Raw genomic sequence first — 25,895 nt, 5'->3', positions numbered from 1 at the left:
GTGCAGAACCGGAGGTTTGGCGATGGGCCGCTTAGGGCCGCAGCACGCGGTCGATGACGTGTACCACGCCGTTGGTGGCCAGTACGTTGGCCGTAACCACGTTGGCGTTGTTGGTGCCATTGCCGGCGCCGCGCAGTGTTACGCCGGTACCGGTCACGCCCACCGTCACGGGGCCGCCCAGGGTAGTCAGAACTTGGCTATTGGTGAGGTCCGAGGAGAAAGCCCGGTTATTGTTCACCACGTGCAGGGCCAGCACTGCCGCTAATGTTGCAGGGGGAACATCGCTGAGAGACGTATAATTAAGGTCGGTAAGTAGGGTGGCGAAGGCGGCGTCAGTTGGCGCAAACACCGTCACGTTGCCATTGTTCGCAGAGAGGGATACGGTGCTAGCAGCCAATGCACTCACTACAGCCGGATTCTGCAGCACTTGGCGTAGTACCGTGAACTGAGGCGACGAACCAGTGGCGAAAGCGTCCACGATGCCAGCAATGTTAGTGGACGGCGGCGTCAGCACGCGGTCAATGGCGTGAATGATGCCGTTGCTAGCAACCACATCTGCCGTGGCTACGCTGGCCGTGCCGTTGAGCCGGATGGTATTGCCCGTTCGGGAGGTGTACACCGTGTTGTCGTTGACCCCCGTGGCAGAAGCGGGCTTGGCCGTGGTTTGGGAGCTGGCTCCGGTGGGGAAGTCGGCGGCGGCTACGCGGGTGGGCAGCACGTGGTAAAGCAGGATGTTGCGCAGCGTGGTAATGCGAGGGTCGCCGGCCGGAATAGTATTGATGCTGGCGGCGTCGTTGAAGGGCGGGGCAAGCTGAGCAAACGCGGCGTTGGTTGGCGCCAGCACCGTGAACGGACCAGCACCGCTCAGCGTACCGCCGAGGTCGGCTTTGGTGACGGCGGCTACCAGCGTCGAAAAGTCGGGGTTGCCCTGGGCCACCTGCACTATGTTCTGCTGCGGCGTGGGAACCGTGGTATCTTCATCGTCGCTGCAGCTGGTAACGGCAAAGCCCAGCAGGGCAACCAGCAGCACGGGCAAGCGCTGCCGCAAAAAAAGAAGGGAAGGACTGGAAAGGAACATGAGAAAAAGTCTGTTAAGGGTGGATGATTAACTTACCCTTCTCAAACCCCACGCATGCCAAAGTGGATTGCCCCCCTGCTCCCACCCGCCAGATTTCAAGAGTGCACTCGCGTAAAAAGGGAGTGAACTGTCGGGCACCAGGTGTGAAGCGAGCAAACCGCGCCCTCTGCTAAAGCGGGCTTGTGGCGAGCGCGCAGTGGCCCGCGCCACAAGTTATCAACTAGCCGCGTATTGTATTCTGGAACCGTACTTTTTTATTCAAAAGCCCGCAGCCAAGCCATTGCCTCGTCTTCGGCTTCGAAGGTGCGGTAGGTGTGGGTGAGGTTGCGGGTGGCCATTACGTATTGGTTCATGGCGAGGCGGGCAAACACGTTGTTGGCCACCAGCACGGCGCCGTAGCGGTAGCCGTGCTCGGCCACGGCGCGGGGCAGCCACTCGTTGGTCATCCAGTCTTGCTCACTGGCGTTGAACGGCGCCATTTCGCGCTGGTCAACGAGGATTTTGGCCCACCGACGCCGGGTCAGGGCTTGGCCTGCGTGTGTGAGCAACGCCCGAAACTGCAGGGTTTCGCGGGGGCCGGCCCGGTACTCGAGCCGCAGGAAGCATTCGGGCTCTTCCCAAATGCGGCCAATGGCGTTTTCGAAATAAAGCGAACGAACAGGTGTCTTAGTCAACTACTTATCAATAAAACAGGCATCGGATTTACCGTCTCCCGCAGCACAAAAGGGAAGGGCATACCCTGGAATTCAACCTCAACCGCAAAGTACTGGTTGAGTTTGAAAATAAAAATGTTTTTTTGGACCCCTACCCTTTCCAGCTGCCGAAAGCGCCGCGCTGGTAGTCGCGGTAGGCCTGCTGAATTTCGGCCTCGGTGTTCATCACAAACGGACCGTAGGACACGATGGGCTCCTGGAAGGGCTGGGCGTGGCCCAACAGCAGCACGGAATTGGTGCTGGCGGCAATGGTCAGCTCGTCGCCGTCGTGGTTGAATTCGACCAGCTGCCGGGCCTGAGTTTCGGTGCCGTTGACTTGCAAGCGGCCACTCACTACGTAGAAGAAAATGCTGCGGGCCGCCGCAATGGGCAGGGTAATGCTGGCGCCGGCCGGGAAGTCGAGCCAGGCGAGCTGCACGTCGGCCAGGGGCTCCACGGCGCCCGCGGTGCCCGCCCACTGCCCCGAAACAGCGTGCACTACCACGCCCCCATCCAGCGTGGCGGTGGGGATTTCGTCTTTTTGCAGGCCGATGTAGCGAGGGGCCGTCATCTTGTCTTTGGCCGGCAGGTTCACCCACAGCTGCAGAATCTCGAGCGGGCCGCCCTGCTTTTTGAAATTCTCGGACGAGACTTCGGCGTGAATCAGGCCGCTGCCGGCCGTCATCCACTGAATGCCGCCGGCCTCAATCACGCTCTCGTGGCCGCTGCTGTCCTTGTGCAGGATGTCGCCTTCCAGAATGAAGGTCACGGTTTCGAAGCCGCGGTGCGGGTGCGGGCCGAAGGGCAGGCCGTTGTTGTTGGGCCGGTACACCTGCGGGCCGTGGTGGTTGAGAAACAAAAACGGGTCGATGTGCTCGACGGAAGCAGTGGGCAGGGCCCGGTAGGTGGTGAGGTCGGCAATGGGCGCGCTGATGGCGCGGTGCTGCTGCTTAATGGTGCGCATGGCGAGGGTGTTTTTTGGGGGGGTTGTGCTTTGTTCGGCCTGGCTCTATAATCGTTTGTCACCCTGAGCCTGCGAAGGACCTTATCACGTTCGAACGATTTATTCAGCCGTGATAAGGTCCTTCACAGGCTCAGGATGACAGACGACTGATAAAGCAGACGTAGGACACAGTCGGAATAAGAAGCTATTCCTGCTTAAAGTTTACGCCTCCTCCGCAGGCTCTGAGCCGCGAAAGGCGTCCAGCTTCTTCACCACGGGCAGCGGCACGGGCCGGTTTTCGCGGGCCGACTGGTAGATGGCTTCCATAATGCGCTGGTCTTGCAGGCCTTCCTCGCCGGGGGTGTAGGGCGTTTTGTTTTCGCGCACGCACTGGGCCATGTGGTCCATTTCGAGGGCGAACTGGTCTTTGTGCGGGTTGCTGGGCTGTTCGATGATTTGCTGGCCGTCGGGGGCGTGCACCCGCTCCTGCTGCAGGCCGCGGTAGGTGAAGGCCGGGTCCATTTTGATGGTGCCGGTTTCGGCGTACACGGCGTAGCGCTTGGCGTTAAAGCTGCCGTAGCCGGTGGCGCAGTTGGCAATCACGCCGCTGGGAAATTTCAGCATGAAGCTTACGTTTTCCTCCACTTCTTTAAAGCGGGCATCGCCGGGCGTGTTGTAGATGGTGGCGTACACTTCGCTCGGCTCCTCGCCCAGCAAAAAGCGCGTGGTGTTGAGGCAGTAGAGGCCCACATCGGGCAGCGAGCCGCCGCCGGCCAGCTTGGCCTGGTGCCGCCACTGGCGGTCGTGGGCCTGGTTTTGGCAGTTCATGGCGTCTATCATCTTCACGCGGCCGTAGGTTTTGTCGCGTATCAGCTGCTGGGCCATGCGGTTGAGGGGCTCGTACTGAATGCGGTAGGCAATCATGAGCTTTTTGCGGGCCTTTTTGCAGGCGGCAATCATGTCTTCGCACTCCTGCACGGAGTTGGCCATGGGCTTCTCGCAGAGGATGTGCTTGCCGGCCTGCGCCCCGCGAATGGTGAATTCGGCGTGCATGGAGTTGGGCAGCACGATGTAAATAACCTCCACTTCGGGGTTGTCGCAAAGCTCGTCGTAGGTTTCGTAGGAGTAGCAGCTGCTGGGCTTGATGCCGTATTGCTGCGCCACTTTGCGCATTTTGGTGGGGTCGCCGCTCACCAGGGCCGCGAGCTTGGCGTGTTTGCACTGGCTCAGGGCCGGCAGCAGCTCTTCGAGCGTGAGCTTGCCCAGGCCCACCAGCGCAAAGCCCACGCGCTGGTCTTCGGGGTCGGGGTTGGGTGGGCCGGCGCTTTGCGGCTCGGTGGGCGCATTCAGGGGCGGCAGTTTCACTTTGGGCGAAGCGGCGGCTTTGGGTTTGGCTGACGCAGGCTGCTTGGCAGGCGCCTTGGCAGACGTGGGGGTAGAGGCCATTACTAACAGGAAAGGAAGGTGGAGCCTGGGCTTACGCAGCTTTCCCAATCCGAGGTTGGCAATGCCAAAATACTGACGCTGGGGCCACCCACACGCCAGGGCCACAGCCAGCGCCAGCAGCGCACGGCCTCGCAACGTGGGCTGTGGTTGTGCGCCGGTTTGCAGACGGCGTGGCTCCGCAGCAGGGCTACCTTTGCGCCAGCCAAATGCCCCCAATGAAGCCACGCCGCAAGCCCACTGCCCTCCGCAAACCAACCCGCTTCCCCGCCGAAAACGTGGTGGAGCGCTGGGACGCCCGCCACCTCGCCGGCCAAACCGAATTCGACGAGTACCACTTCATCAACTGCGACTTTAGCGAAGCCGACCTCAGCCACAAGCGCTTTGCCGACTGCCTGTTTGAGCGCTGCAACCTCTCGGCGGTGCGGCTGGCGGGCACGGCGCTGCAAAACGTGGCTTTCGAGGAATGCAAGCTGCTGGGCCTGCAGTTCACGGCCTGCCGCGACATGCTGTTTGGCGTGCACTTCGACCACTGCCAGATGCGCTACGTGTCGTTTGCGGGCCGCGCCATGCCGGCCACGCGCTTCGTGCACTGCACCCTCGACGAGGCCGACTTTGCCGATGCCGACCTCTCGGGCGCCGTGTTTCAGGACTGCTCGCTGGCCGGCGCGGTGTTTCAAAAAACCCAGCTGGTGGGCGCCGATTTCAGCACCGCCACCGGGTTCACCATCGACCCGGAAAGTAACCCGCTGCTGAACTCCCGCTTCTCGCTGCATGGCCTTTTGGGGGTGGTGGCGAAGTACGGGCTGGTGGTGGAATAAGCAGCACACTTTCTGGCGCCTAGAACCAAGGGCGTAAAGCTGGGAATATCCGCGACGGCAGCCCGAAGCGCAAAAAAATAGCTTTCTACTATCTGCGATTCCCTTCCGGCGAGTAGATTGCGATAGAATTCCCATCTACATCCGAACGGGCTGCTCCGTCCTGGCAGTCATTCTTCATTCGGGTCAATTGTCAGCACGCAGTGCCGGAGCGCCAAATGGCAACAAAACTCCTCCATAGGGCATTGTTAGGGCTTGTCGCCACCGGTTTACAGCCGGGGTACGGGCATTTATTTCATCTTGCTACAACCAACAGATGGCCAATCGCCGCGCTTCCATTACTGACCTGGCCAAGACGCTGGGACTTTCTCCTTCCACTATTTCACGGGCCCTCAGCGACCACGACGACGTGAGCGAGGCCACCAAACAGCGGGTGCGCCAGCTCGCCGAGGAGCTGCACTACAAGCCCAACCAGCTGGCCGCCGGCTTGCGCCGGGGCCGTAGCAACACGCTGGGCGTGCTGGTGCCGCACATCACAGGCCACTTTTTTCCGCAAGTGGTGCACGGCATCGCCACCGAAGCCGCCAAGCTGGGCTTCAACGTGATGATTTGCCAGTCGAACGAAGACGCCCACCAGGAGGAGAAAAACATCGACCTGCTGATGAACTCTCAAGTTGAGGGCATTCTGGTGTCCTTGGCCAACAGCACCCACAACTTCCGCCACTTCGAAGACGTGCGCCAGCAGGACATTCCACTGGTATTTTTCGACCGGGTAGTGGAGAATTTTGAAGGCAGCAACGTGAGTTCCGTGTTGCTTGATGACTACCAGGGCGCCTACCAGGTGGTGGCCCACCTCATCGAGCAGGGCTGCACCCGCATCGCGCACTTCAGTGGCCCGCTGCACATGAACATTCACAAAAACCGCCATCAGGGCTACCGCGACGCCCTCACCTCGCACGGCCTGCCCGTGGAAGAGGAGCTGATTGTGTTCTGCGAGATGAACCAGAAAGGCGGCAGCCAGGCCATGCGGCAGCTGCTGAAGCTGGACCAGCGCCCCGATGGCTTGTTCTCGTCCAACGACCTCGCGGCCGTGGGCGCCCTGCAGGTAGCCAAGACGCATCGGCTGCGCGTGCCCAAGGACGTGGCCATCGTCGGCTTCAGCAACGAGATGTTCACCACCCTCACGGAGCCCATGCTGAGCAGCGTGGACCAGCGCTGCGAGCAAATGGGCAAAACCGCCGTGCAGCTGCTCCAAAAAATGCTGAAATCCAGCCCCACCCGCCAGGGGCCGCCCAAGCCCATTGTGCTCAAGCCCAAGCTGCTGGTGCGCGAGTCGTCGCAGCGGCGGTAGCGAACAGAACATCAAACTCCCCTCCTCAGCGGAGGAGGGGACGCTGGCGCAAAGCGCCAGCTGGGGTGATTGACGTCGTTGAACCGAAGGTCGGCGTAGCCAACGATGGGCGAACGACTCGCGGCAGTATCGTTCGGGTGTCGTGCAACGGGGTCAACCACCCCCGTCCGAGCCCTTGGCTCGAACATCCCCTCCTCAGCTGAGGAGGGGAGTTTTTGTTCAACGCAGTGGGGCGCGGGGCCGTACGAAGTCATCTGCCTCGCTCGCCTGTTTTGTGGGGCCGCAACCTGTTGCTTTCAATGACGCCCCCCATTGCCCCCGCACCTCCCAAACCCACGCTGCTGACGCCGTTTATGTACGCCGTGTTCCGCGCCATCTGGATTGCGGGGCTGGTGTCGAATGTCGGAACGTGGATGCAGAACGTGGCCGGCGTGTGGCTGGTCACCACGCTCACCACGTCGGCCCTGCTGGTGGCCCTCATGCAGGCCGCCACCAGTTTGCCAGCCTTTCTGCTGAGTATGCCGGCCGGCGCCCTGGCCGACCTTATTGACCGGCGCAAGCTGCTGCTGTGCACGCAGGCCTTCATGGCGGTGGTGGCCACGGCGCTGGGCGTGCTCACGCTCACGGGCGGGATTTCGGCGCTGGGCGTGCTGGGCTTCACATTTCTGCTGGGCATGGGCGCGGCGCTGAACTCGCCCATCTGGCAAACCGTGACCGTGGAGCTGGTACCGCGCACGGCCCTGCCGTTTGCCATCACCCTCAACGGCGTCAGCAACAACATTGCGCGGGCCATTGGGCCGGCCGTGGGCGGGGCCATCATTGCCTACTACTCGGCGGGCTGGGTGTTTATGCTGAACGGGGCGTCGTTTCTGGCTACCTGGGCGGTGGTGTATTTCTGGAAGCGTGAGGCCACCGTCACGAGCGGGCCGGCCGAGCACTTTATTGGGGCGCTGCGGGCCGGGCTGCGCTACGTGCAGTATTCGCCGGCCATTTATGGGGTGCTGGTGCGCACGTTCGCCTTTTCGTTTGGCACAGCGGCCATGTGGGGCCTGGTGTCGGTCGTGATTGCCCGGAAGCTCAACCTGAGTTCGGGGCACTACGGCGTGATGCTATCGTGGCTGGGTGCTGGCGCTGTAACCGGGGCTTTTCTGATGGGCCGGGCAGGCGAGCGGCTCAGCTTCAACCAGCGCGTGCTGCTGGGCGTGCTGGCTTTTGCGGGCACGAATACGGCCCTGGCCCTCGTCACCCAGATTTATGTGCTCTACGGCGTGATGTTTTTCTCTGGCATTGCCTGGCTCATGGTGATGACCAGCTTCAGCACCACCGTGCAGCTGAGCGTGCCCAAGTGGGTGCAGGCCCGGGTTATCAGCGTGTACATGCTGGTGTTTCAGGCGGGCATGTCGGTGGGCAGTTTGACGTGGGGCCAACTGGCCGATTACACTAGCATAGAAATTGCGCTGCTGGCCGCTGCCGGCTGGATGCTGGCCAGCGCCCTGCTGGCCCTGCCTTTTCCCATGCGCCCTGCCGAGGGCCTCGACCTGGCCCCCGCCGAACACTGGCCCGACCCCGACGCCGACAATAACATCGACCCCGACGACGGCCCCGTGGTGGTGATGATAGAATACCAGGTGGAGCCTGCCGACTGGCCCGCTTTCCGGGCCGCCGCCGAGCAGCTCAAGCGCCTACGCCTGCGCGACGGAGCCCTGCGCGCCGGCGTGTTTTCCGACATTGCCCGCCCCACCATCATCACCGAGTTTTTTTACGTGGCCACCTGGGGCGAGCACCAGCGCCAGCACCACCGCTTCACCAAGGAAGACTTGGCCGTGGAAGCCCAGGTGCGGCAGTTTCACAGCGGACCAGAGGAGCCGCGCGTCACGCATTTCCTGGCCTTCCCCAACACCTCGAATGTAGAGATTGCCACGCCCATGCAAACGCTGGAAGGCCAGCGCTAGCGGAGCGACCTCCACCTCACTGGTCGTAGCGGCAGTACTGGCTGAGCCAGGCGTGGGCCGCGCCTTCGTCGGTGAATCGAACGAATTGAAAAGGCGTGGCGGCATCGAAGCCGGAAGCTTGAGAGGGATTGGCCGCTTCGGCCTCCTGGTAGTGGTCGGGCAGTACTAGAAAGGCTACTCGCAAGGGGCAGGCCAACTCTTGCTGCACCTGGGGCAAAAACTGGGTTACCACCCACTCGGGGCCGTTGTGGCGGCGGTCGGGCCGGCGGCGGGAGTCAATCTGCCAGCACCCGCAGCGGTGATGCAGGGCGGCCTGGCGCATGGTTTCGTATCCTTCGCGCAGCTGCTCCTCGGTCACGGAGCACAGCCAGCGGCCCACCAGCTCGTTGGAATACGGCCGGTAGAGCACGTGTAAGAAAGCTGTTGTAGCGAAATTCTGATACATAACAGGCTCCGCACTACGGACATGCGCATTTGCCCAAAGCTACACAAGTTTCCAGCTTTTACCAGGGCCTCAAGCAGGTGCCCGGCCGGGCTTAGAGCAGGCTTTCCAAGTCGGAAAGCTGATTGATGCGCACGGGGGCTTCGGCCTCTGTCAGGGTGCCAAAGCCGTAGGTGGCGAAGATGAACGGCACCCCGGCGGCTTGGCTGGCGGCCAGGTCGCCGGGGGTGTCACCTATGTACACGGGGGCTTGCAGGCCGTAGCGGGCCACTACTTCGCGGATGTTCTCGGACTTGGGCAGCTTCTTGGTGCCAAAGCACTGGTGGCCCTCGAAGTAGTGGCCCAGCCGGCTGTTCTCAAAGAATGCCTCCACGTAGCCCAACTGACAATTACTGACAATGAATAGCTGGTAGCCGCGCCCTTTCAGGTAGTCGAGCGTGGCTTGCAAGCCGGGGTAGAGCGTGCCGCCCGGCTGCTGGGCCGCCTTTAGCTCGTGGCGGGCGCAGATGGCACGGTATTCCTCCAGTTTATCGGCGGGCAGGTTGGGGAATAGTCGCTCGTACACCACCTCGTAGGGCTGGCCGGTCACGGCTTGCACCTGGGCCAGAGTCACGTCGGTATCGATGTAGTCGACGCTGCTTTTGGCAGCCTGGAAGGCGAGAGTGATGGCGGCCGAGGCATCCCAGAGGGTGCCATCGAGGTCGAATATGATGCTATCAAAAGGGAGCGGCATGGGCAAAGGCAAGGATTTGGAAAGGCGAAGATGAGAGCCGCCCGGCGAACCGTCTTTGCCTTTGCCAGTTTTGGCGGGCTTCTACTCGTACAAATCCTGCGGGTCGGCCGCGGCCAGCTCCACCAAAAACTGGCCGATGTTGGTGGTCACGGCATCCAGAAACGCCTGGCCTTTTTCGGCGGTGGCTTCGGCGGGGTTGCCCACGCCGGTGTCGGCGCTCACCTTGCTCCACTCACGCTGGGCCCAGGCCCACCCCTGCCGCAGGGCGGCAATGCGGAACTGCTTGGCGGCCCCTTCGCCGGCTTCCGCGAGCGGGCGCACCAGTTCGGGGGCAATGTGCAGCATGGCGCTGGTTTCGAGGGCGTCGGCGTGGTCGCCGGGGGCGGTGAAGTACTGGCTTCGGTCGGCAGCTTTAAACCAATTGAGGGTGCTCAGAAACACGGTGGGAAATTCGGCCTGCAGCTCGCGCAGAATTTGGCGAAAGTCATTGCCTCCGTGGCCGTTCAAAATCACTAGCTTGGGAATACCCTGGCGGGCCAGCACTTGCACCAGGTCGCGCACGATGGCCAGCTGCGTGCTGGGGTTCAGGTTCATGTCCAGCGTGATGTCGAGCTGGCCGGTGTTCACGCCGAAGGGCACGTTGGGCAGCACCACCACTTTGGCGCCCTGCTCCCATGCCTTGCGGGCGGCCTCGGCAGCCACGTAGTCGTTTTGGTAGTTGTCGGTGGCGTAGGGCAGGTGGTAATTATGCGCCTCGGTGGCGCCCCAGGGCAGCACTACTACCTGGTAGTTGGCTTCCTGAACGGTTTTCCAAGTGGTTTCGGCAAGGATGTAGGGGCGGGAAGTCATGACGGGGGCGGGAATGAGCTACTTGTACGGCAAACCGTGCACGAAGCTTTACTTGGCCGCCGGCAGCTGCGCGAGCGAGTTGGCCTGCTTGTCGCCCAGGTTCTCCGCCTTCCAGCGCATGGCGGTCAGCACGCGCGTGTGGCCGCTGGGGTGGTCAAAAAACAAGATTTCCTCCAGGGGACCGGGGTTGATTTTGCGGTACTCCGACAGCTTCATGGCCACCGAGGCAAAGGCATCGGGCTGGCGGGCGGCGTTCAGACCAAACACGTCGGCCTCCTGCTCGTTGGTGCGAATGATGGTATTGAAAACCGGCGTGGCCAGGAAGCTGTACACGGCAAACAGCGCCACAGCCAACGGCAGCCCGCCCACATCGGTCAGGCCGGCCACGTCCCAGCGGGCGCCGTAGCGCGCCACCAGCCCCCGAAACGCCCAGTCGACAAACCAAAACCCGATGCCGATGAGCAGCACGAAGAACACGAGCATCTTCGGAATGTGATTCAGCACGTAGTGGCCCAGCTCGTGGCCCATCACGGCCTGCACTTCCTGCGGGGTGCTGCGGTTCAGCAAGTTGTCGTTGAGCGACACCCGGATGGTGCTGCCGATGCCGCTCACGTTGGCGCTGATGCGCTTGCTCTGCTTGGAAGCATCGACGAGGTACACGTTGCCGGCGGGCACGCCGTTGGCCCGCGCCATGCTCAGAATGCCGTCGCGAATAGGGCTAGCCGGCAGCGGCACGTATTTATTGAACAGCGGGCTGATAAACACCGGCCCCAGGAACACGGAAACCACCAGAAACAGCGCCACAATGCCCGTGCTCCACACCCACCAGTTGCGGCCCGTGCGACGTACGGCCGCATACAGCACCAGCAGCAACAAACTGCCAAACACCAGCGTCAGGCCCAGCCCGATGAGGGTTTCGCTCAGCCACTCGCCCAGGCTCTGGTTCGATAGCCCATACTGGTGCTCCCGGAAGTAGCCCTCGTATATGGTGAGGGGGAAGCTCAGCACCCAGGCCAGCAGCAAGTACAGGGGCAGGTAGGCCAGCGTGCGCAGCGCCGGCCGCGGCAGCCGTGCCACCAGGGCCTTGAGGCGCCGCGACAGCCCCAATCCCAGAAACACCCCTGCCACACCCAAGGCGTAGAGCACGTTCCACAGCTGCAACCAGTAACCGCCCTCAAAATAGGCGTCCGATTTAGCTTTTTGAGCGGGCGTGAGGGAGTTAAGGTAGGCCTGCGTAGCGGCCTCGACGTTGAAGGCCGCCTGGGGTGTAACCTGCACCGTGGGTGCGGCGATGGGTTGCGCAGCCTGCGCAGTTAAGCCGCTGCCCACCAGCAGCAAGGCAATCAACAATTTCAGAATAATTGACATAGGGCGCTTGCAGAAAGAAAGGGGTAAGAAAGAGTATTCTCCCCGCAAGCTACTGGAATTTTCCCTCCGCTGCTTGTTGCTACGGCGCGGCGTCGCCGGTGGCGGCTTCCTCCACCCTGCCCGGGCGCTCCAGCATCACAATGGGGTCGCCGTGGTAGGTGGTGCGGATGTATTCGCGGTAGCCAAACTTATGGGCCAGCCGCAGCGACGCCTCGTTTTCGGGATGAATGATGCACATGGTGCGGGCGTGGTGGAAGTGGGCATCGCCCCAGGCAATGACCGCCGCTACGGCTTCGCTGGCGTAGCCCTGGCCGTGCACGCGCGGAGCCAGCACCCAGCCAATCTCCGGCGTGTCGCCAATCTCCGGGCTGATTTCGCGCTTCAGATGCAGGTAGCCTACCCCGCCGATGTACTCCCCGGTGGCCTTTTCCTCGATGGCCCAAAACCCGTACCCGAGCATGGCCCAGTGGCCCATGCTGCGCAACAGCATTTTCCAGTGCTCCTCGGCCGATAAAGGCTCCGCGCTCAGGTAGCGGTGGAAAGCGGGCTGACGGCCAATGGCCAGGTGCGCCGGAAAATCATCCGGGTTGATGCCGCGCAGTATCAAACGACTGGTTTCCAAAACCGGTACTATTTGCACGGCAGACTTGAGAGTATCGGTTACGGACATGAGAGTTGACGGCGGGAACGAAGCGTGAGCGAAAAATTCAGCTTCAGCAAAGAAAAGAGCCCCGGCGCTTTCGCACCGGGGCCCTATCGATTTTTATTTATCCTTTGAAGAAGCTAGCTGGACTGATTCAACTAGCTGAACGATTGTAGAGACGCCACACTTGGCGTCTCGTCGTTGAACGAGGCGAGAACGATGGACGAACGATACCCTAACTGCGCGGACGCCGAGACGCCAAGTGTGGCGTCTCTACATCGTTCTTCAACCCGCTTCTTACCACGAGCCGCTGTTGTCGTCGCCGCTGTCGAAGCCACCGCCGCCCATGTCGCCAGACGAAGGGTCATCGTAGGTGTTGTCGTCGGCCGAGAAGTAATCGGTTGATTCGTTATTGGTTAAGTCGTCGGAGAAATAGTCTGGTGCTGCATTGCCGGCGCCACCGTCGCGGGAAGAGAAAAAGTCGCTGGCAGCACCAGTGCCCATGGCACCCGCGCCCGCGGCTCCGGACGCCGTGTTGGGGTCAAAACCGCGCGCGCCGCTGTTGTCGCCAGTCAGGCCGTGGCCTTGCGCTTCGTGGCCCGAAGCCATGCGGTTGCCCAGGTAGGCGCCAGCGGCCGCGGCGGCACCGGTAGCCAGCATGCCGCCCATGCCACTACCGCCCCCGCCCATGATGCCGCCGCCCTGGTTGGGTGTGGCATTGTAGTTGTTGCCGCCGCGCTGCCCATTTCCGGGGCCGTTATTGGGGCCGTTGCCGGGGTTGCGGTTGGGCAGGAAGTCGGGCGCGTTTTGTTGGTTAGGAAGGAAATTTGGGGAGCCCTGCGTGGGCTGGCCGGGGGCTGCCGTAGCAGCAGGCGCACTCTTGCGCCGGAACATTCGCATCAGTATCCACAGCAGGCCTCCCACGCCTAGCGCCCCCAGCAAAATGGTGCCAATGCCGAAGCCGGACGATGGCTCGGAGCTCGGCGGGGTCAGCAGGGGGTCGTTGGGGGTGTTGGCCACCGGCTCCTGGGCCACGCCCGCGGGGTCGGTTTGCAGACCCGGGCCGCCGGCGTTGCCGGGGGCCGTGGAGTACGACGATGCCGTGGCTCCTTCTTGGTCGTTTTTCGGCGCTGAATCAGGGTTGGCCGTGGCCATCAGGGTATTCAGGCCGGTGCGCAGGCCCGCGAAGTAGTTGCCCTGCTTAAAACTGGGAGTCATTTGGCCAATAATCTGGCTGGTGACGGCGGGCGTGATGCTGTTTTTCAGGCCGCTGCCAGGCTGAATGCTGACCTGGCGCTCCTGCTGGCTGACGAGCACCACCACGCCGTTGTTTTTATCGCGCTGGCCCACGCCCCAGGACTCGCCCAGCCCGCGGGCGTAGTCGGCCACGGTGCGGCCACCCAGCGAGTGCACCGTCACGACCACTACCTGAGTGCCGGTATTATCGGCGTAGCGGCGCAGGCCGCTTTCCAGCTTCTTCGCGTCGGCCGGGGCCATGAGCTTAGCCTGGTCGTTCACGAACTGAAAGGGCGTGGGACGGGGCGGCAGCCCCGCGGCCGTGCCCGACTGCGCGGCCGCCGGCTGGGCCAGTCCGGCCCAGAGAAATGCGAGAGCAAAAAATAAGAGACGAGACATGGCACAAGTGCTGAAGTGAGAAAACAATCTTGTTGAACTCACCTTTTACGGCGCCGGCGCCAGCATGGCTGTTATTGAGGAGCTTGGCAGGGCGATGTTATCAGGCCGTGGTTTCGGCGGGCTCCACGGCGCGCTCGAACCGGAGTCGGCCATCGGGGGCGTGGCCGGCGGGCTCAAAGCCGTTGCGCAGCAGCACTTGCTGCGAGGCCAAATTGTCGGCGTCGGTGTGGGCCACCAGCTGCCGCACCATGCCGGTGGCAGCGGCCTGCTGCACCAGCCCGGCCACCAGCTCGGTGGCCAGGCCCTGCTGGCGCCAGTCGGCGGCAATGGAATAGCCAATTTCGGTCGAGCCCTCGGCGTCGGGCGGCCCCATGAAGCCACCCGCGCCAATGAGGGTGCGGGGCGTGTCGTCGGTGGCTTTGCGCAGGGCATACCAGCCGTACCAGCCGGCGGCGGTGCGGCCCCCGGCCGTGAGCTGGTCGAGGAAGTAGTGCATGGCCTCGCGGTCGTATTCGCCGGGCGGCCAGTCGGCGGGCAGGGCCGCGCCCAGCAACACGGGGAAGTACTGGGGCTTGTGCAGTTCGGCGGTGAGCAAGGCCCGGCTGGCAGCGAGAATAAGAAGGCGGGGCGTATGGGTTATCAGCGGAATCATAGGGCAGGTATACGGCAACGAGCCGCCGAAGTCGGGCAGCAAAGCGAAGCTACGGTCAGGCCTCGCAAGCGCGAGCCAACCAGCCCGCTCGGCCCTATTCTGCGTGTTAATACCGAAAATGCTGCTCGCACATTTCAGTAAAAATTACGTGTTTTTCCTTCGGAGTAAGTTTTTATTCGGACGTACATCATTGGACCGTAGCGCATTGCCAGCGGCCAACACTTTTTCACACTTCCTTTCCATCCATGTTCTATCACGATAAAGAACTCCAGTACAAGGTCCGGGTCACCAAGCCCAATCCCGTATTTGCCCGCATGCTGCAACAGGCCATTGGCGGCATCGAAGGCGAAATTCGCGTGTGTCTACAGTACATGTTTCAGGCCTGGGGCCAGCGCGGCCCGGTGAAGTACCGCGACATGCTGCTCGAAACCGGCACCGAGGAAATGGCCCACATCGAAATGCTGGCCACTGCCGTCGCCCTCAACCTCGAAGGTGCGCCCATGAGCCTCAAAGAAGAGATGAGCAAAGACAAAATGATTGGCGCCGTGATGGGCGGCATGGACCCGCGCCACGTGCTCTCCTCTGGCCTCGCCGCTATGGCCGTTGACGCCAACGGCGTGCCCTTCAACGGCTCCTGGGTAGTGGGCAGCGGCAACATCGCCGCCGACATGTACGCCAACGTGATGGCCGAAAGCACCGGCCGCGTGCTGGCCACCCGCCTCTGGGAAGCCACCGACGACCCCGGCATGAAGGACATGCTCGCCTTCCTCATTGCCCGCGACACCATGCACCAAAACCAGTGGCTGGCCGTGCTCGAAGAGCTGGGCGGCCTCGACTGCCACCCCATCCCCAACAGCTTCCCGCAGAGCCAGGAAGTGAAAGACTTCAACTACGCCTTCGTGACCACCAACATTCGCGGCGACGGCACGCCCCTGGGCCGCTGGACCGAGGGCCCCTCTATGGACGGCAAAGGCGAGTTTCACATCCGCCGGGCTGAGCCCCTGGGCGGCGAGCCCAAGCTGGCCGCCCCTGACCCGCGCGGCCACGCCCAAACTGAGCAGATGACCAGCGGCGGCCTCGTGGCCAAAGCCAAGCATAAGCTGGGCCTGGGCTAGGCCCAATGCGCTGCTTTTTACGCTAACCCAGCCCCGGCCGAGCTGCTTAATTGCACACGGCCGAGGTTGGGTTTTCTTTTATAAAGGCCAGACAGTCGGGTAACGGCCGGAAAGGGTTATATTTACTTACTATCTCCCTTACATACAACCTCTACCCGTCGGTCTTGCTGATGTCTCTTGTGCTTTTGCTGGCCTCTGAAGTTCTTGACGTGCATTACGATGCAGCGCATGCCTGGCTGTACTTGGACTGGAAGGGCCCCCAGCAGCTACGGACCGTGCAGGCCGCCTGCGCGCAGGTCACCGAGCTTATTGTGCAAACCGGCGCCCACAAGGCTCTGAATGATAACACCCACGTAACGACCAGCAACTGGGAGCTGGCCAAGTGGATAGCCCACGAATACCTGCCCGTGGCCGCCCAGGCCGGCATCGCATACGTGGCCTGGGTGCACAGCCCCCTGCTGGGCGCCCGCACCAACATCGACCTTATGACGGTTTTCAGCGACCGTAACCCGCAGGTGGCCATTTTCGACGAGCTGTCGGCGGCCTACGAATGGCTCAACAACATTGCCTCCGTGCCCGTCGGGCACTAAGCACGGAGCTGGTTTCGCCAAGCCCCGGTGCCGGCGCTAGAGCACAGGCGAGTCTTCGTCAGGCGGGTTCTGCTCTTCTTTTTTGCAGATGATGCTGACGCGCCCCGAGGGCTCCATGTAGGCTTCCTTAATGGTGTCGATGTCGGTGAGGCCGTTGGAGCGCACCTCGCTCATCAGCTCCTGGCGCGTGATGAGCTCCTTGCGCATGTTGTCCTTCATCATGCGGCCGTCTTTGATGAGCAGCAGCTTGCCGGGCTTAATCAGCTTGTCGAAAAACGGGAAATGGAAGCCCAGCCAGTTCAGGGCGTAGCTCCAGAAGATGATGGTGCACACCAGGATAATGCCTTCCGTGACGGAGCGGTACTCGCCGGCCATGCCGTTCTGGGCGGCATCGGCCACCATCACCACAAAAAGCATGTCGGTCATGCCCAACGTGCCGGACTCGCGCTTCAGCACCACCCGCATCAGCAGGAAAATGCCCAGGTAAATCAGCGTGCCCCGCACCACAATCTCGAGCAAGGGCGTGGTGGGAACAAAAACGGTGCGCCAGTCGACTTGCTCAAACATTAACGTGCCAGTATAGGGTGGAAGGCCGTTGCACCGCACGGCCCCTGCCTTATACGCCCTACCGTCGGTACCGTTTGGCAGTCATTCGGTTCGCCCGCCCCCGTGGCGGCGCACTCCCCTGCCCTGGCAGCACCTGCCGGGCGGGGGCGCGGGCGTTGGTCAGGGTTTCACCAGCACGTAGGTCACCACCTCGGTTGCGCGGTCGGCGGAGCCCAGCACCGAGGTGCTCTGCAGAGCATAGCCTTCCTGGTAAAGTCCCGTCAGCACGGCGTGCAGCTGTTCAAACTCCGCATTCTTGTTGTTGGCCGCCGCAGGACTGGGCTTGATAGTCTGCGTTTTGCCGGCCCCGCGCGTGAGCTTGATGCTGTGAGGGAATGCGCGGTACTGCACCAGCACCAGGCTCGGCGGCCCCGCCCACGCCGCCACCGAAACCATCACCACGAAAACGATGCTCAGAAGGAATCTCATCATGTTGCGAAACAGTAAAGAATGGTGGGAAAATCAAATGTAGTCGCCACGCTTCTACCCGTGCCCCTGGCCGAGCTCAAAGCTCAGGTAAAGCAGAAGGCTCGCCGCGCAGGCAGCAACCAGCGCCCTCTACCTTTAGGGCCTGGTGCTACCTCTCTGATTCCGGTTCATGTTTTCCGCTGCCCGCATTTCGGCCCTGCGCAAAAGCAAGGGTTTGTCGCAAGAAGTATTAGCCGAACAATCGGGCGTGAGCCTGCGCACCATTCAGCGGGTGGAGCAGGGCGAAACCGTGCCGCGCGGCCACACCGTGCAGGCCCTAGCCGCCGCCCTCAACGTACCCCTCGAGGCCCTGCGCCACGAGCCCGAGCCCGAAGACAGTGCGGCCGTACTACCGGCGCCAGCAGCTGCAGCACCGCCCCCAGCCGCGGCCCCCGCCCTGCGCCACGACCCCGAGTTTCTGCAGCTCCTCAACCTGAGCGCGCTCAGCTTTTTGGTCCTGCCCTTCCTCAACCTGGTGGTGCCGTGGCGGCTCTGGCGCGCCCGGCGCCACAGCACGGAACACGTGGCCGCGCTGGGCCGCCGGGTGTTGGGCTTCCAGGTGCTGTGGCAGGTGGGCAGCTTCTTTGCCTTTATGCTGGCGGTGCTAGCGCAGCAGGTGGCGCACCGCGCTGGCGTCAAGCTCCCGGGTTTGTACGTGGGCGTGCTGCTGCTTACCTACGCCGTCAACGCCGCTACGGTAATCTATTACCAGCGGCAGCTGCGCCGGGGCAACCTCGACGTTTACCGCTTCCGGCTGTAGGCGTCAGCGACAAACAAAATCCCTTTGCTATCAAGATGTTATTTCAAGTGGCGGCAAAATGACGTAGCAATGACGCAGGGCCTCGGGCCAGGGGCCGGATACTTTTGGGCTATCCAAACCACTCCGCTCCCCATCCCCATGAGGCCCCTGTTCAAAGTTATTTTTTCCGTGCTGGCCCTGCTCGTGGCCAGCGGCATTGGCGGTTATTTCTACATGCGCCGGCAGTTTATGCCGCCCCCCAATCAGCTCGTCGTGACGGAGCTGCCCGCCACCTGCAGCTTCGCCTGGCTGGCCGATACCGCTGCCGGCCGCGCCATGCCCCATGCGGCTGTGCTGGTGCCCGTGCAGCTGCCCGGCTGCCCCCGCACCTGCTACCTGCAGTTCGACACGGGCGCCCCCTACTCGGTGCTTTATGCCAAGCCGCTGGCGGCGCTGCAGGCCCGCTACCCTGCCCTGCCCTTCGTGGGCGCGGCCCAGCTGGATACCGCCCGCAACTTCCGCTTTGCCATAGGCCAGGGCCAGGTACAGGCGCGCTGGTTAAAGGTGCTAAACACAGGCGCCACCCAGCTACCCGCCGACAGCACTGCGCCGTTCGTCATCGGCACACTGGGGGCCGACGTGCTGGCCGGCCAGGCCCTGGTGCTTGACTATGCCAACCGTCGCTTCAGCCTAGTGGCCCAGGTGCCCGCCAACCTGGCCCGCCAAGCCACCTTCGTGCCCCTGGCTTTCACCAACCGCCGCGTGCTGCTGAACATGGGCCTGCAGGGCGAGGACAAGCAGTTGCTCTTCGACACAGGCAGCAGTGCGTTCGCCTTGCTCACCGACCAAGCCAATTGGCAAGCCATGGCCATTCCTGGTGCTCCTGCCCACACGGTAGGTGTCAACTCCTGGGGCAAAACCCTGACGGCGTACACCGTACCTACCGCAGCAGCCTTGCAGCTGGGGGGCGTGACCCTGCCGCTGCGCACCGTCAGCTACATCGAGAACACCGACTGGAAACAAAACCTGCTGATGCGCTTCTCCGGCATGGGCGGCATGCTGGGCAACGAGCCCTTCCGCCAGCACACGGTGATTATGGATGTGCGAGGCGAACGGTTTGGGGTGGTGCGCCGCTAGCCTGGGTCTGGGGGAAGCACTGCCCACCGCGGCTAGCGGAAGCTGCGGGTGGAACCCTTCGGAGTCCGTCGGCCTTAAGGGGGCCGGCAACGGAGCTTGAGCTGTTGCCGTTCGCGCCGCAATCGACCGCATCGGCTTAGATTGCAGCGTTCAACCCTCTTTCGTTCCCTTCCAAACTTTGCAACGCTCACTACCCTACAAGCTCGCTCTTGCCGCTGGTTTTCTCTCAATTTCTAGCGTTGCCACCGCCACCCCCATTGGCACCATTCAGGGCAGCGGCGCAACAGCCACCCCTGGCACTTACACCATAGAGGCCGTCGTGACCGGCGTCTACGCGGGCCTGAACCCGGGCGGCTTCTACGTGCAGGACGACAAGACCACCGCCGATGGCAACCCCGCTACGTCCGACGCCCTGTTTGTGGTCCAAAAAGATGCCTTGGTAGCTGTGGGCGACAAAGTTCGCATCACGGGCACGGTGCTGGAAGCCGAGGGCGCCCCGTCCTTCAACCAGGCCGTACTCACCGACCCACAGGTAACCGTGGTGTCTAAAGGCAATGCCCTGCCGGCGTTTGTAATCTTAAAAAACTCCGAGTTTTCCACCGCCACGGCCGAGCGCTACGAAGGCATGCGGGTGCGGTTTGCCGCCCCGCTCACCGTCACCGACAACTACAGCCTCAAGCAGCGCGGCGAGCTCACGCTGTCGGCCGAGGGCGTAACGTACCAGCCCACGCAGTTCATCGACCCCAACGACGAGCCCGCCACCGGCACCAGCAGCAGCGGCACCCGGAACCTGGCCGCCGTGACGGCTTACCAAACCGCCAACGACAACCGCACCCTGATTCTGGACGACGGCAGCTCGGCCTCCAACCCCTCCCCCATGCCCTACCTCGACGCCACCCTGGGCACGGTGCGGGTGGGCAGCACCGTGAGCAACCTCAGCGGCATCATGGGCTACGGCTTTAATAAATGGCGCCTGCAGCCGCTGGCTGGAGCCGATGCCCCCGTTATCAAGACGGAGCGGCCCCTGGCTCCCCCAGCCTTTGGCCGCCTCGACCTAAAGCTGGCCAGCTTCAACGTGCTCAACTACTTCAACGGCGACGGCGCGGGCGGCGGCTTCCCCACCGCCCGCGGGGCCAAAACGCCAGCCGACTTCAAGCGCCAGCGCACCAAAATCATCGCGGCCCTGCGCCAGATGAACGCCGATGTAATAGGCCTCACCGAGATTGAAAACGACGGCAACGGTGCCACATCGGCCATTCAGGACCTGGTCAATGGCCTAAACGAAGCCATGGGCGCCAACACGTATGCTCTGGTGAACGACGGCGACGCCGACAAGCAGCCCAACAATACCGACCTCATCCGCTGTGCCATTCTCTACAAGCCGGCGGCGGTGGCGCCCCTGGGTGCGCCCATGATAGCCAGCGTGCAGGGCGTGTTTGAGCGCCCGCCCCTGGCGCAGGTGTTCATCACCAAGCGCAAGGCCCGGGCCGACACCCTCGGCTTTGTGGTCAACCACTTCAAGTCCAAGGGCAGCGGCAAAGGCCCCGACGCTGACCAGAACGACGGGCAGGGCGGCTCCAATGCCCGCCGCAAGGCCCAGGCCGTGGCCCTGGTCGAATTCATCAACAAGACGGTGATTCCGGCTGGCGCGGCCCGGGTGGTGAGCGCCGGCGACTACAACGCCAACTACGAAGAAGACCCCATCGACATCATGCGGGCTGCGGGCCTGGTGCCGGCCACGCCGCCCACCAGCGCGTCTTACGTGTTCAAGGGCCTCACGGGCTCGCTCGACCACGCCGTGGTGACGCCCAACCTGGTGGGCTTTGTCGATGTGCGCAAGTGGCACATCAACTCGGCCGAGCCGGCAATGCTGGAGTACGACCAGGCCGGGGAAGCCACCGACATCACCAACCCCTTCCGCAGCTCCGACCACGACCCCGTGCTCATCGGCGTGAACTTCGCGGGCATCAGCAACGCCAAGGGCAGCACCCGCTTGTTTGTGTACCCCAACCCGGCCGCCGGGTCGGTAGCGTTCACCCTCGACAAGATTCCGGCCAGCGTCGGCCGGCTCTCCCTGGATTTTTCCCTGCCCCAGGGGCCGCGGCTGCTCTCGCTGCAAGGCTCGCCCAGCATGCTCCAAACCGAGCTCGACCGCTACACCACGCACCTCGCACCGGGCATTTACGTGCTCACGCTTCGCGGCAAGGGCTACCAGAGGACTCAGCGTTTGATGAAGGAATAGTCCGCCTGCAGCTGCGACGGAAGCTGCTGGTGAAACAGCAGCTTGCCGGCATCTTTTGAGACGCTGCGTCAGCCCGCACCCCTTCGTACGGGGCGTGCCGCTACTTTTTACCGGCTAGCAACACCGGCAGCACGTATTTCGGCATCAACTCATTGGGCGGCGTGTCGCGGTCGGAGTTATAGTTGCCGCCCGTAAACACCACCACCGCGTCGAGGGCCGGCAGCACGTAGAGCTTCTGGCCGCCGTTGCCGGTAGCCATTTGCGCTTCCACGATTTGTCCGCCGACCTTAAATTGCTGGTGCCACCAGAAGTAGCCGTACTGCTTGCTGCCCAGCTGGCTGTACTTGCCCCACGACTTCTCGACCCAGGCGGCGGGCAGCACCTGCTTCCCCTGCCACTGCCCCTTTTGCAGGTAGAGCACGCCGAACTTGAGGAAGTCGCGCGGGGCGAGGTAGAGCTGGGCCACGGTGGGGTTGGTGTTGTCGAGGCGATAGTTCCACTTATAGTTCTTAATGCCCAGCGGCTTAAACAAACTCGCCTCGGCGAACTGCGGCAACGACTGGCCGGTGGCGTTTTCTACGGCTTTGCCTAGCACGGCCACTGCGCCCGAGCAGTAGGAGCCCTGCGTGGCGGGGTTGCTGGTCAAGGGCAGGTCAAGCACAAACTTCACCCAGTCGGGCTGCGGGTACATCTTCTCCTCGTTGCCCGCCGACTTGCCCCCGTCGTTGTCGTTGCAGTCGAGGCCGGTGCGCATGGTGAGGAAGTCCTGCACGGTCCAGGCCTGCTTGCGCGGGTCGGCATTGGCGTAGGCGGGGTACTTGAAGTAGGGCAGCACTTGGTCCTGCTCGCTCTTGATGGCCTGCCGCTGAATGGCCGCCCCCACCAGCGCCGACACGAAGCTTTTCGAGGCCGAGCGCAGCTGCTGGAGCTTCTGGCGGTCGTGGCCGTAGAAGTATTCTTCCAGCACCAGCTTGCCCCGGTGCCAGACGAGTATGCTGTGCACGCCGGGGTATTCCCGCTCATCTACCACGGCTTGCACCATGGCTTGCAGCGGAGCGGGGTTCAGGCCCACGGCGTTGGCCGTGGCGGTAGGCAAGCCATCTCCAGCGGCAGCGGGCGCCTGGTAGGCGTAGCGCGGGTGGCTGCCATCGGGCAGGCGCCGGGCCACCAGCGAGGCCGGCGACTTGGCCGTAGCCACCGACTGGCGCTTATAGAAAATGCCGCTTTCCAGGAAGCCTGCTACGGCCCCAGCCGCATCGCGCCGAAACGGAATGGTGTCGCTCCCGGCGTTGAGAAAGACGTCGCGCCGCAGCCGACGCAGGGGGTAAGCTGCCTCGTCGATTATGGCCAGCAGCAGGCTGTCTTTGGGCAGGAGCTGCAGCGTGCCGTAGGGTTTCTTGTACTCGTAGGTGCCGAGGTACTCGTTCAGCGGATTGGCGGGCGGTCGAGGAGCCGTTTGGGCCGCGGCGGTTGTGGCCACCAGCCACAGCAGCAGCCAAGGGCCGCGGCAGATGCTCCTGGCGTGTTTCAAACAGTGGCAGATTGAAGCTAGGGCGGGGTTCATAGCAGCAGATGAAAGAGCAGGCCACTAAGGTATTGAGTGCGCTCCAACCCTTCACCCCAGCGGCTTGCCGATGCCCGGAGTGGCGTAGCCCTCACGATGGCGCGGGCCTGCGGCCCGTGCCAACAACTCGCAGGTCTCCGGCCTGCATTCGTGGAACGACTTACCCAAACGGGCCCGGATGCCCCGCGCCCACCATTTCTACAGAAATTCGCTCAAAGGCACGCCACAATCCGGGAAGGCACTACTGAACGGGTAGTGGTGCGCCTCGTCAGCCAACCGGCTTTGCACGGGGTTTTGGTGGATATAGTCCTGTTTCTGGCGCATCCACGCCGCTGATTTTAGGTCGAGCGGGTGGTTGCCTTCCTGCCAGAATTTAAACGCCTGGCCGTGAGGCCGTCCGTAGAACTTTAACAGGTATAGTAGCCATTCGCGGCGGCTTTCCTGCGGGTGCGTTTCAATAAGCTCGTAAATCCGCTTGGCGGTAAAGCTCTTTAAATCGCGCAATACATGGGCCAGCAGCAGGCCATCGTCCACGTCGGCAATGAGGTGAACGTGACTGGGCATGATGCAAAAAGCATACACCCGCAGCCCCTTGCGACGGATGCAAAACCGCAGACTTTCCAAAAATACCTCCGCATAATCGGACCGGGTAAACACGTCAATCCAGCCCACTACCGTTAGCGTTACAAAGAACAGCCCGCCTTCATACGTCTTGTACCGCTCTGACATCAGGTAAAATTTGCTTAGAATAAGCCTGTGATGGCGCGGGCCTGCGGCCCGTGCCCAGTATGCGCAGGCCTCCGGCCTGCAATCGTGGAACAATATGCACCAGATACCCCACACGACGCGAGCGACAGTGGGCCTGGAGGCCCGCGAATACCGGGCACGGGCCACAGGCCCGTGCCATCAATCAACCTATACCAAACCAACCGCTAAACCTGTTGGAGCGCATTCAAAAAGCCCAAAACGGCTTCCAGCACCTGAGCCGGCTTCTCTTCGAACATGTAGTGCCCACTGTCCAGAATGCCGATTACCTGCGCGTTTTCAGCCATGTACGGCAAGCTCATTTTCAGGTAGCCGTACGACACATAGCTCCCGATGCCGAGGACCGGCATGGAGAGCCGGCCATATGTATTGGCGTCTTCAATATCCTGGTTGAAAGCCTGGTACCAGGCATTGGCCGCTCGAATATTCTCGGGTTGGTTGTACACGGCCGCGTATAGTGCGCGGTCGAAGGCCGACATGCAGCTGTCGTCCAGCATCACGTACGGGAACAGGTAATCCAGCACGTACTGAAACCGCCCGGCCAATAGCTGCTCGGGCAAACCCTTTACCTGGTTAAAGGCCATCCACCAGGCGTAGGGATACTGGCCGTCCATTTTTTCGGCGAATGCGCCCGGCGCCGGCAGCAGCGACATCTGCCGCATGCCTTCGCTGGGATGGGCCCCATCGGCCAGAATGAGCTTCTCGGTGGCCTCCGGGTGGTTGAAGGCAAAGCTGGCAGCCACCATCCCGCCAATGTCGTGGCCCAGCAGCGACGCTTTGGCAATGCCCAGCTGCTGCAGCAACTCGTAGATGTCGCGGGCCATGGTCTTTTTATCGTAGCCCGCGGCGGGCTTGTCGGAGCTGCCCATGCCGCGAACGTCCACAATTAGGACGCGGAAGTGCCGGGCCAGCTCGGCGGCAATGGGATGGTAGGAAAACCAGGTCTGCGGCCAGCCCGGCAAGCAAACCAATACCGGTCCTTGGCCGCCCTCCACGTAATGAAGGCGCACCCCGTTGACGGTGGCGTAGTGATTGGTGAAACCGGGCAGGCGCTGAATAAGCTCCTCGTCGGAGTATGCGCCCAGTGAGGCGGAGGGAGAAGATTGCATGCAGCTAAGCCGTTAAGAATGTGAGGGGACTGGTCCAGGTGAGGTCGGGGTAGCGAGCGTTGTCGAGGGGCTGGTTCTGCACGCTGAACATGCTCAGCAGGTATTGCATCTGCTGCCAGTTGGCGTAGAGCTCGTGCTCACCGGCGGGGTTGGCGGCGCGCACCTGCTCGATTTGCGCCGCCAGCTCGGCCCGGGAGCCCAGCCGAATCAGCGCCAACGGGCCCCGTTCGGCCGTTGCGGCCAGGGCCACCAGCTCGCGCGGGCTGGGTTGAAAGCTGGCGATGCGCAGAAAGCGCGGAGCAGCGGAGTCCAGGGCCGCGGCGGCCGTGTAGGCGGCGGCATCGTCTTTCGTGGTGAAGTCGATTTTCCAATCGGCATCGTCCCAATAGCCCACTTGCTGCTGCTTGAAGTCGAGCAGGGGAATGTTGTACCTCAGCACCTCGGCAAAGGCCCCGTTGAGAATGGACGTGGCCGCGATGGGCGCTTGGTCGAGGTGGGCCTGAAACTCACGCCGCAGGTCGAAGTTGCGGTTTGCGCCGGGGGCCTGCTGCGTGTAATCGCTGGCAAAGTCAGAAGGAATGAAGCGCGGCACACCCGCCGCGACGGCCGCCGCCAGCAGCTGGGTTTGAGCATCTACGATGACCTCCCGCAGGCCCGCCAAAGCAGATACTACGCAGCTAGCGCCCTCGCATGCCCGGACCAGGGCCGCGGGGTCGGCGAAGGCGACGGGGCGCACATCGGCGCCGGCCTGGGCGAGGCTATTGATTTGGGCCGGGTCGGCTTCTGGACGCACCAGCGCCCGCACAGTTGCGCCGCGGTTGAGCAAGGCCACCACGATGCGGGCGCCTAAGTCGCCGGTGGCGCCGGCAACTACAATTAGAGGATTCATGTAAGCGAGGGTAAGGGTGAAGCCGCATTTTGGCGGCTGCTTTAAGTACCCCAAAGGTCCCGCGGCCCCTCT

The 25,895-nt window shown here is 62.7% G+C and carries 25 protein-coding genes; 8 read left to right on the top strand and 17 right to left on the bottom strand.

All coding sequences use genetic code 11. From position 1 onward, the window contains the following. Positions 1-31: 31 nt before the first annotated feature. The 4 genes from BMZ66_RS10240 to BMZ66_RS10225 all read right to left on the bottom strand — a co-directional run bounded on the left by BMZ66_RS10240 (position 32) and on the right by BMZ66_RS10225 (position 4,159). Positions 32-1,078, bottom strand: a complete 1,047-nt coding sequence (locus BMZ66_RS10240; RefSeq protein ID WP_092672048.1) for a fasciclin domain-containing protein — start codon at positions 1,076-1,078, stop codon at positions 32-34. Positions 1,079-1,332: 254 nt separating this feature from the next. Then, complete coding sequence (locus BMZ66_RS10235) at positions 1,333-1,752, bottom strand: hypothetical protein (RefSeq protein ID WP_092672045.1); 420 nt, start codon at positions 1,750-1,752, stop codon at positions 1,333-1,335. A gap of 130 nt (positions 1,753-1,882) precedes the next feature. After that, entirely contained in the window at positions 1,883-2,734 is an 852-nt protein-coding gene (locus BMZ66_RS10230) for a pirin family protein (RefSeq protein ID WP_092672042.1), read from the bottom strand. Between the two features lie 201 nt (positions 2,735-2,935). Further along, positions 2,936-4,159: a Gfo/Idh/MocA family protein gene (locus tag BMZ66_RS10225; protein WP_092672039.1), complete on the bottom strand. Its 1,224-nt coding sequence runs from the start codon at positions 4,157-4,159 to the stop codon at positions 2,936-2,938. A gap of 215 nt (positions 4,160-4,374) precedes the next feature. Between BMZ66_RS10225 and BMZ66_RS10220 the strand changes: the two genes are divergently transcribed. The 3 genes from BMZ66_RS10220 (at position 4,375) to BMZ66_RS10210 (ending at position 8,277) form a co-directional block, all read left to right on the top strand. Further along, positions 4,375-4,977, top strand: coding sequence for a pentapeptide repeat-containing protein (locus BMZ66_RS10220; protein WP_177204676.1), 603 nt, complete (start codon positions 4,375-4,377; stop codon positions 4,975-4,977). A gap of 313 nt (positions 4,978-5,290) precedes the next feature. After that, on the top strand, positions 5,291-6,325 hold the full coding sequence (locus BMZ66_RS10215; protein ID WP_092672034.1) for a LacI family DNA-binding transcriptional regulator: 1,035 nt from the start codon (positions 5,291-5,293) through the stop codon (positions 6,323-6,325). A 299-nt stretch (positions 6,326-6,624) separates the two neighbouring features. Further along, entirely contained in the window at positions 6,625-8,277 is a 1,653-nt protein-coding gene (locus BMZ66_RS10210) for an MFS transporter (RefSeq protein WP_092672031.1), read from the top strand. Positions 8,278-8,293: 16 nt separating this feature from the next. Here BMZ66_RS10210 and BMZ66_RS10205 read toward each other — a convergent pair whose 3' ends face one another. The 7 genes from BMZ66_RS10205 to BMZ66_RS10175 all read right to left on the bottom strand — a co-directional run bounded on the left by BMZ66_RS10205 (position 8,294) and on the right by BMZ66_RS10175 (position 14,599). Continuing rightward, entirely contained in the window at positions 8,294-8,722 is a 429-nt protein-coding gene (locus BMZ66_RS10205; RefSeq protein WP_143080141.1) for a hypothetical protein, read from the bottom strand. 91 nt (positions 8,723-8,813) lie between these two features. Continuing rightward, positions 8,814-9,452 carry an HAD family hydrolase gene (locus BMZ66_RS10200; protein WP_092672025.1) on the bottom strand — a complete coding sequence of 213 codons (639 nt, stop codon included), beginning with the start codon at positions 9,450-9,452 and terminating at the stop codon, positions 8,814-8,816. An 81-nt stretch (positions 9,453-9,533) separates the two neighbouring features. Further along, positions 9,534-10,301, bottom strand: a complete 768-nt coding sequence (locus BMZ66_RS10195; protein WP_092672022.1) for a creatininase family protein — start codon at positions 10,299-10,301, stop codon at positions 9,534-9,536. Between the two features lie 48 nt (positions 10,302-10,349). After that, positions 10,350-11,669: a M48 family metallopeptidase gene (locus tag BMZ66_RS10190; RefSeq protein WP_092672019.1), complete on the bottom strand. Its 1,320-nt coding sequence runs from the start codon at positions 11,667-11,669 to the stop codon at positions 10,350-10,352. A gap of 79 nt (positions 11,670-11,748) precedes the next feature. After that, a complete protein-coding gene (locus BMZ66_RS10185) occupies positions 11,749-12,339 on the bottom strand; it encodes a GNAT family N-acetyltransferase (RefSeq protein ID WP_092672016.1) in 591 nt (196 codons plus the stop codon). A gap of 270 nt (positions 12,340-12,609) precedes the next feature. Further along, positions 12,610-13,947 (bottom strand): TPM domain-containing protein, encoded by a 1,338-nt coding sequence (locus BMZ66_RS10180; protein WP_092672013.1) that lies wholly within the window; start codon positions 13,945-13,947, stop codon positions 12,610-12,612. Between the two features lie 100 nt (positions 13,948-14,047). Beyond that, positions 14,048-14,599 carry a GNAT family N-acetyltransferase gene (locus BMZ66_RS10175; RefSeq protein WP_092672010.1) on the bottom strand — a complete coding sequence of 184 codons (552 nt, stop codon included), beginning with the start codon at positions 14,597-14,599 and terminating at the stop codon, positions 14,048-14,050. Positions 14,600-14,844: 245 nt separating this feature from the next. Between BMZ66_RS10175 and BMZ66_RS10170 the strand changes: the two genes are divergently transcribed. Together BMZ66_RS10170 and BMZ66_RS10165 are read left to right on the top strand one after the other, a co-directional pair. Then, positions 14,845-15,714 (top strand): manganese catalase family protein, encoded by an 870-nt coding sequence (locus BMZ66_RS10170; RefSeq protein ID WP_092672007.1) that lies wholly within the window; start codon positions 14,845-14,847, stop codon positions 15,712-15,714. A 170-nt stretch (positions 15,715-15,884) separates the two neighbouring features. Continuing rightward, positions 15,885-16,304, top strand: coding sequence for a hypothetical protein (locus BMZ66_RS10165; protein WP_092672004.1), 420 nt, complete (start codon positions 15,885-15,887; stop codon positions 16,302-16,304). 36 nt (positions 16,305-16,340) lie between these two features. Here BMZ66_RS10165 and BMZ66_RS10160 read toward each other — a convergent pair whose 3' ends face one another. Further along, a complete protein-coding gene (locus BMZ66_RS10160) occupies positions 16,341-16,871 on the bottom strand; it encodes a DUF421 domain-containing protein (RefSeq protein WP_092672001.1) in 531 nt (176 codons plus the stop codon). A gap of 159 nt (positions 16,872-17,030) precedes the next feature. After that, positions 17,031-17,342 carry a hypothetical protein gene (locus tag BMZ66_RS10155; RefSeq protein WP_092671998.1) on the bottom strand — a complete coding sequence of 104 codons (312 nt, stop codon included), beginning with the start codon at positions 17,340-17,342 and terminating at the stop codon, positions 17,031-17,033. Between the two features lie 166 nt (positions 17,343-17,508). On the opposite strand from BMZ66_RS10155, the gene BMZ66_RS10150 reads away from it, so the two are divergent. The 3 genes from BMZ66_RS10150 (at position 17,509) to BMZ66_RS10140 (ending at position 21,496) form a co-directional block, all read left to right on the top strand. Continuing rightward, positions 17,509-18,138: a helix-turn-helix domain-containing protein gene (locus BMZ66_RS10150; protein ID WP_092671995.1), complete on the top strand. Its 630-nt coding sequence runs from the start codon at positions 17,509-17,511 to the stop codon at positions 18,136-18,138. A 138-nt stretch (positions 18,139-18,276) separates the two neighbouring features. Continuing rightward, positions 18,277-19,254: a hypothetical protein gene (locus BMZ66_RS10145; RefSeq protein ID WP_143080140.1), complete on the top strand. Its 978-nt coding sequence runs from the start codon at positions 18,277-18,279 to the stop codon at positions 19,252-19,254. Positions 19,255-19,432: 178 nt separating this feature from the next. Continuing rightward, positions 19,433-21,496 carry an ExeM/NucH family extracellular endonuclease gene (locus BMZ66_RS10140; protein WP_092671989.1) on the top strand — a complete coding sequence of 688 codons (2,064 nt, stop codon included), beginning with the start codon at positions 19,433-19,435 and terminating at the stop codon, positions 21,494-21,496. Between the two features lie 100 nt (positions 21,497-21,596). Here the strand turns inward: BMZ66_RS10140 and BMZ66_RS10135 are convergent, their stop codons facing one another. The 4 genes from BMZ66_RS10135 to BMZ66_RS10120 form a co-directional block, all read right to left on the bottom strand. Beyond that, the gene (locus BMZ66_RS10135) at positions 21,597-23,027 is read right to left on the bottom strand and encodes a serine hydrolase domain-containing protein (RefSeq protein WP_177204675.1); all 1,431 of its coding nucleotides are present in this window, start codon (positions 23,025-23,027) and stop codon (positions 21,597-21,599) included. 231 nt (positions 23,028-23,258) lie between these two features. Further along, positions 23,259-23,789 (bottom strand): REP-associated tyrosine transposase, encoded by a 531-nt coding sequence (locus BMZ66_RS10130; RefSeq protein ID WP_092671983.1) that lies wholly within the window; start codon positions 23,787-23,789, stop codon positions 23,259-23,261. Positions 23,790-23,992: 203 nt separating this feature from the next. Then, a complete protein-coding gene (locus BMZ66_RS10125) occupies positions 23,993-24,934 on the bottom strand; it encodes an alpha/beta fold hydrolase (RefSeq protein ID WP_092671980.1) in 942 nt (313 codons plus the stop codon). A 4-nt stretch (positions 24,935-24,938) separates the two neighbouring features. Further along, positions 24,939-25,823 carry an NmrA family NAD(P)-binding protein gene (locus BMZ66_RS10120; protein ID WP_092673018.1) on the bottom strand — a complete coding sequence of 295 codons (885 nt, stop codon included), beginning with the start codon at positions 25,821-25,823 and terminating at the stop codon, positions 24,939-24,941. Positions 25,824-25,895: the final 72 nt, after the last annotated feature.

Origin of the sequence: Hymenobacter arizonensis (genome assembly GCF_900115775.1) — a bacterium.
GTDB classification, from domain to species: domain Bacteria; phylum Bacteroidota; class Bacteroidia; order Cytophagales; family Hymenobacteraceae; genus Hymenobacter; species Hymenobacter arizonensis.
The sequence above is the reverse complement of the archived record's forward strand: the minus strand, read 5'-3'. Positions and strand labels throughout refer to the sequence as shown.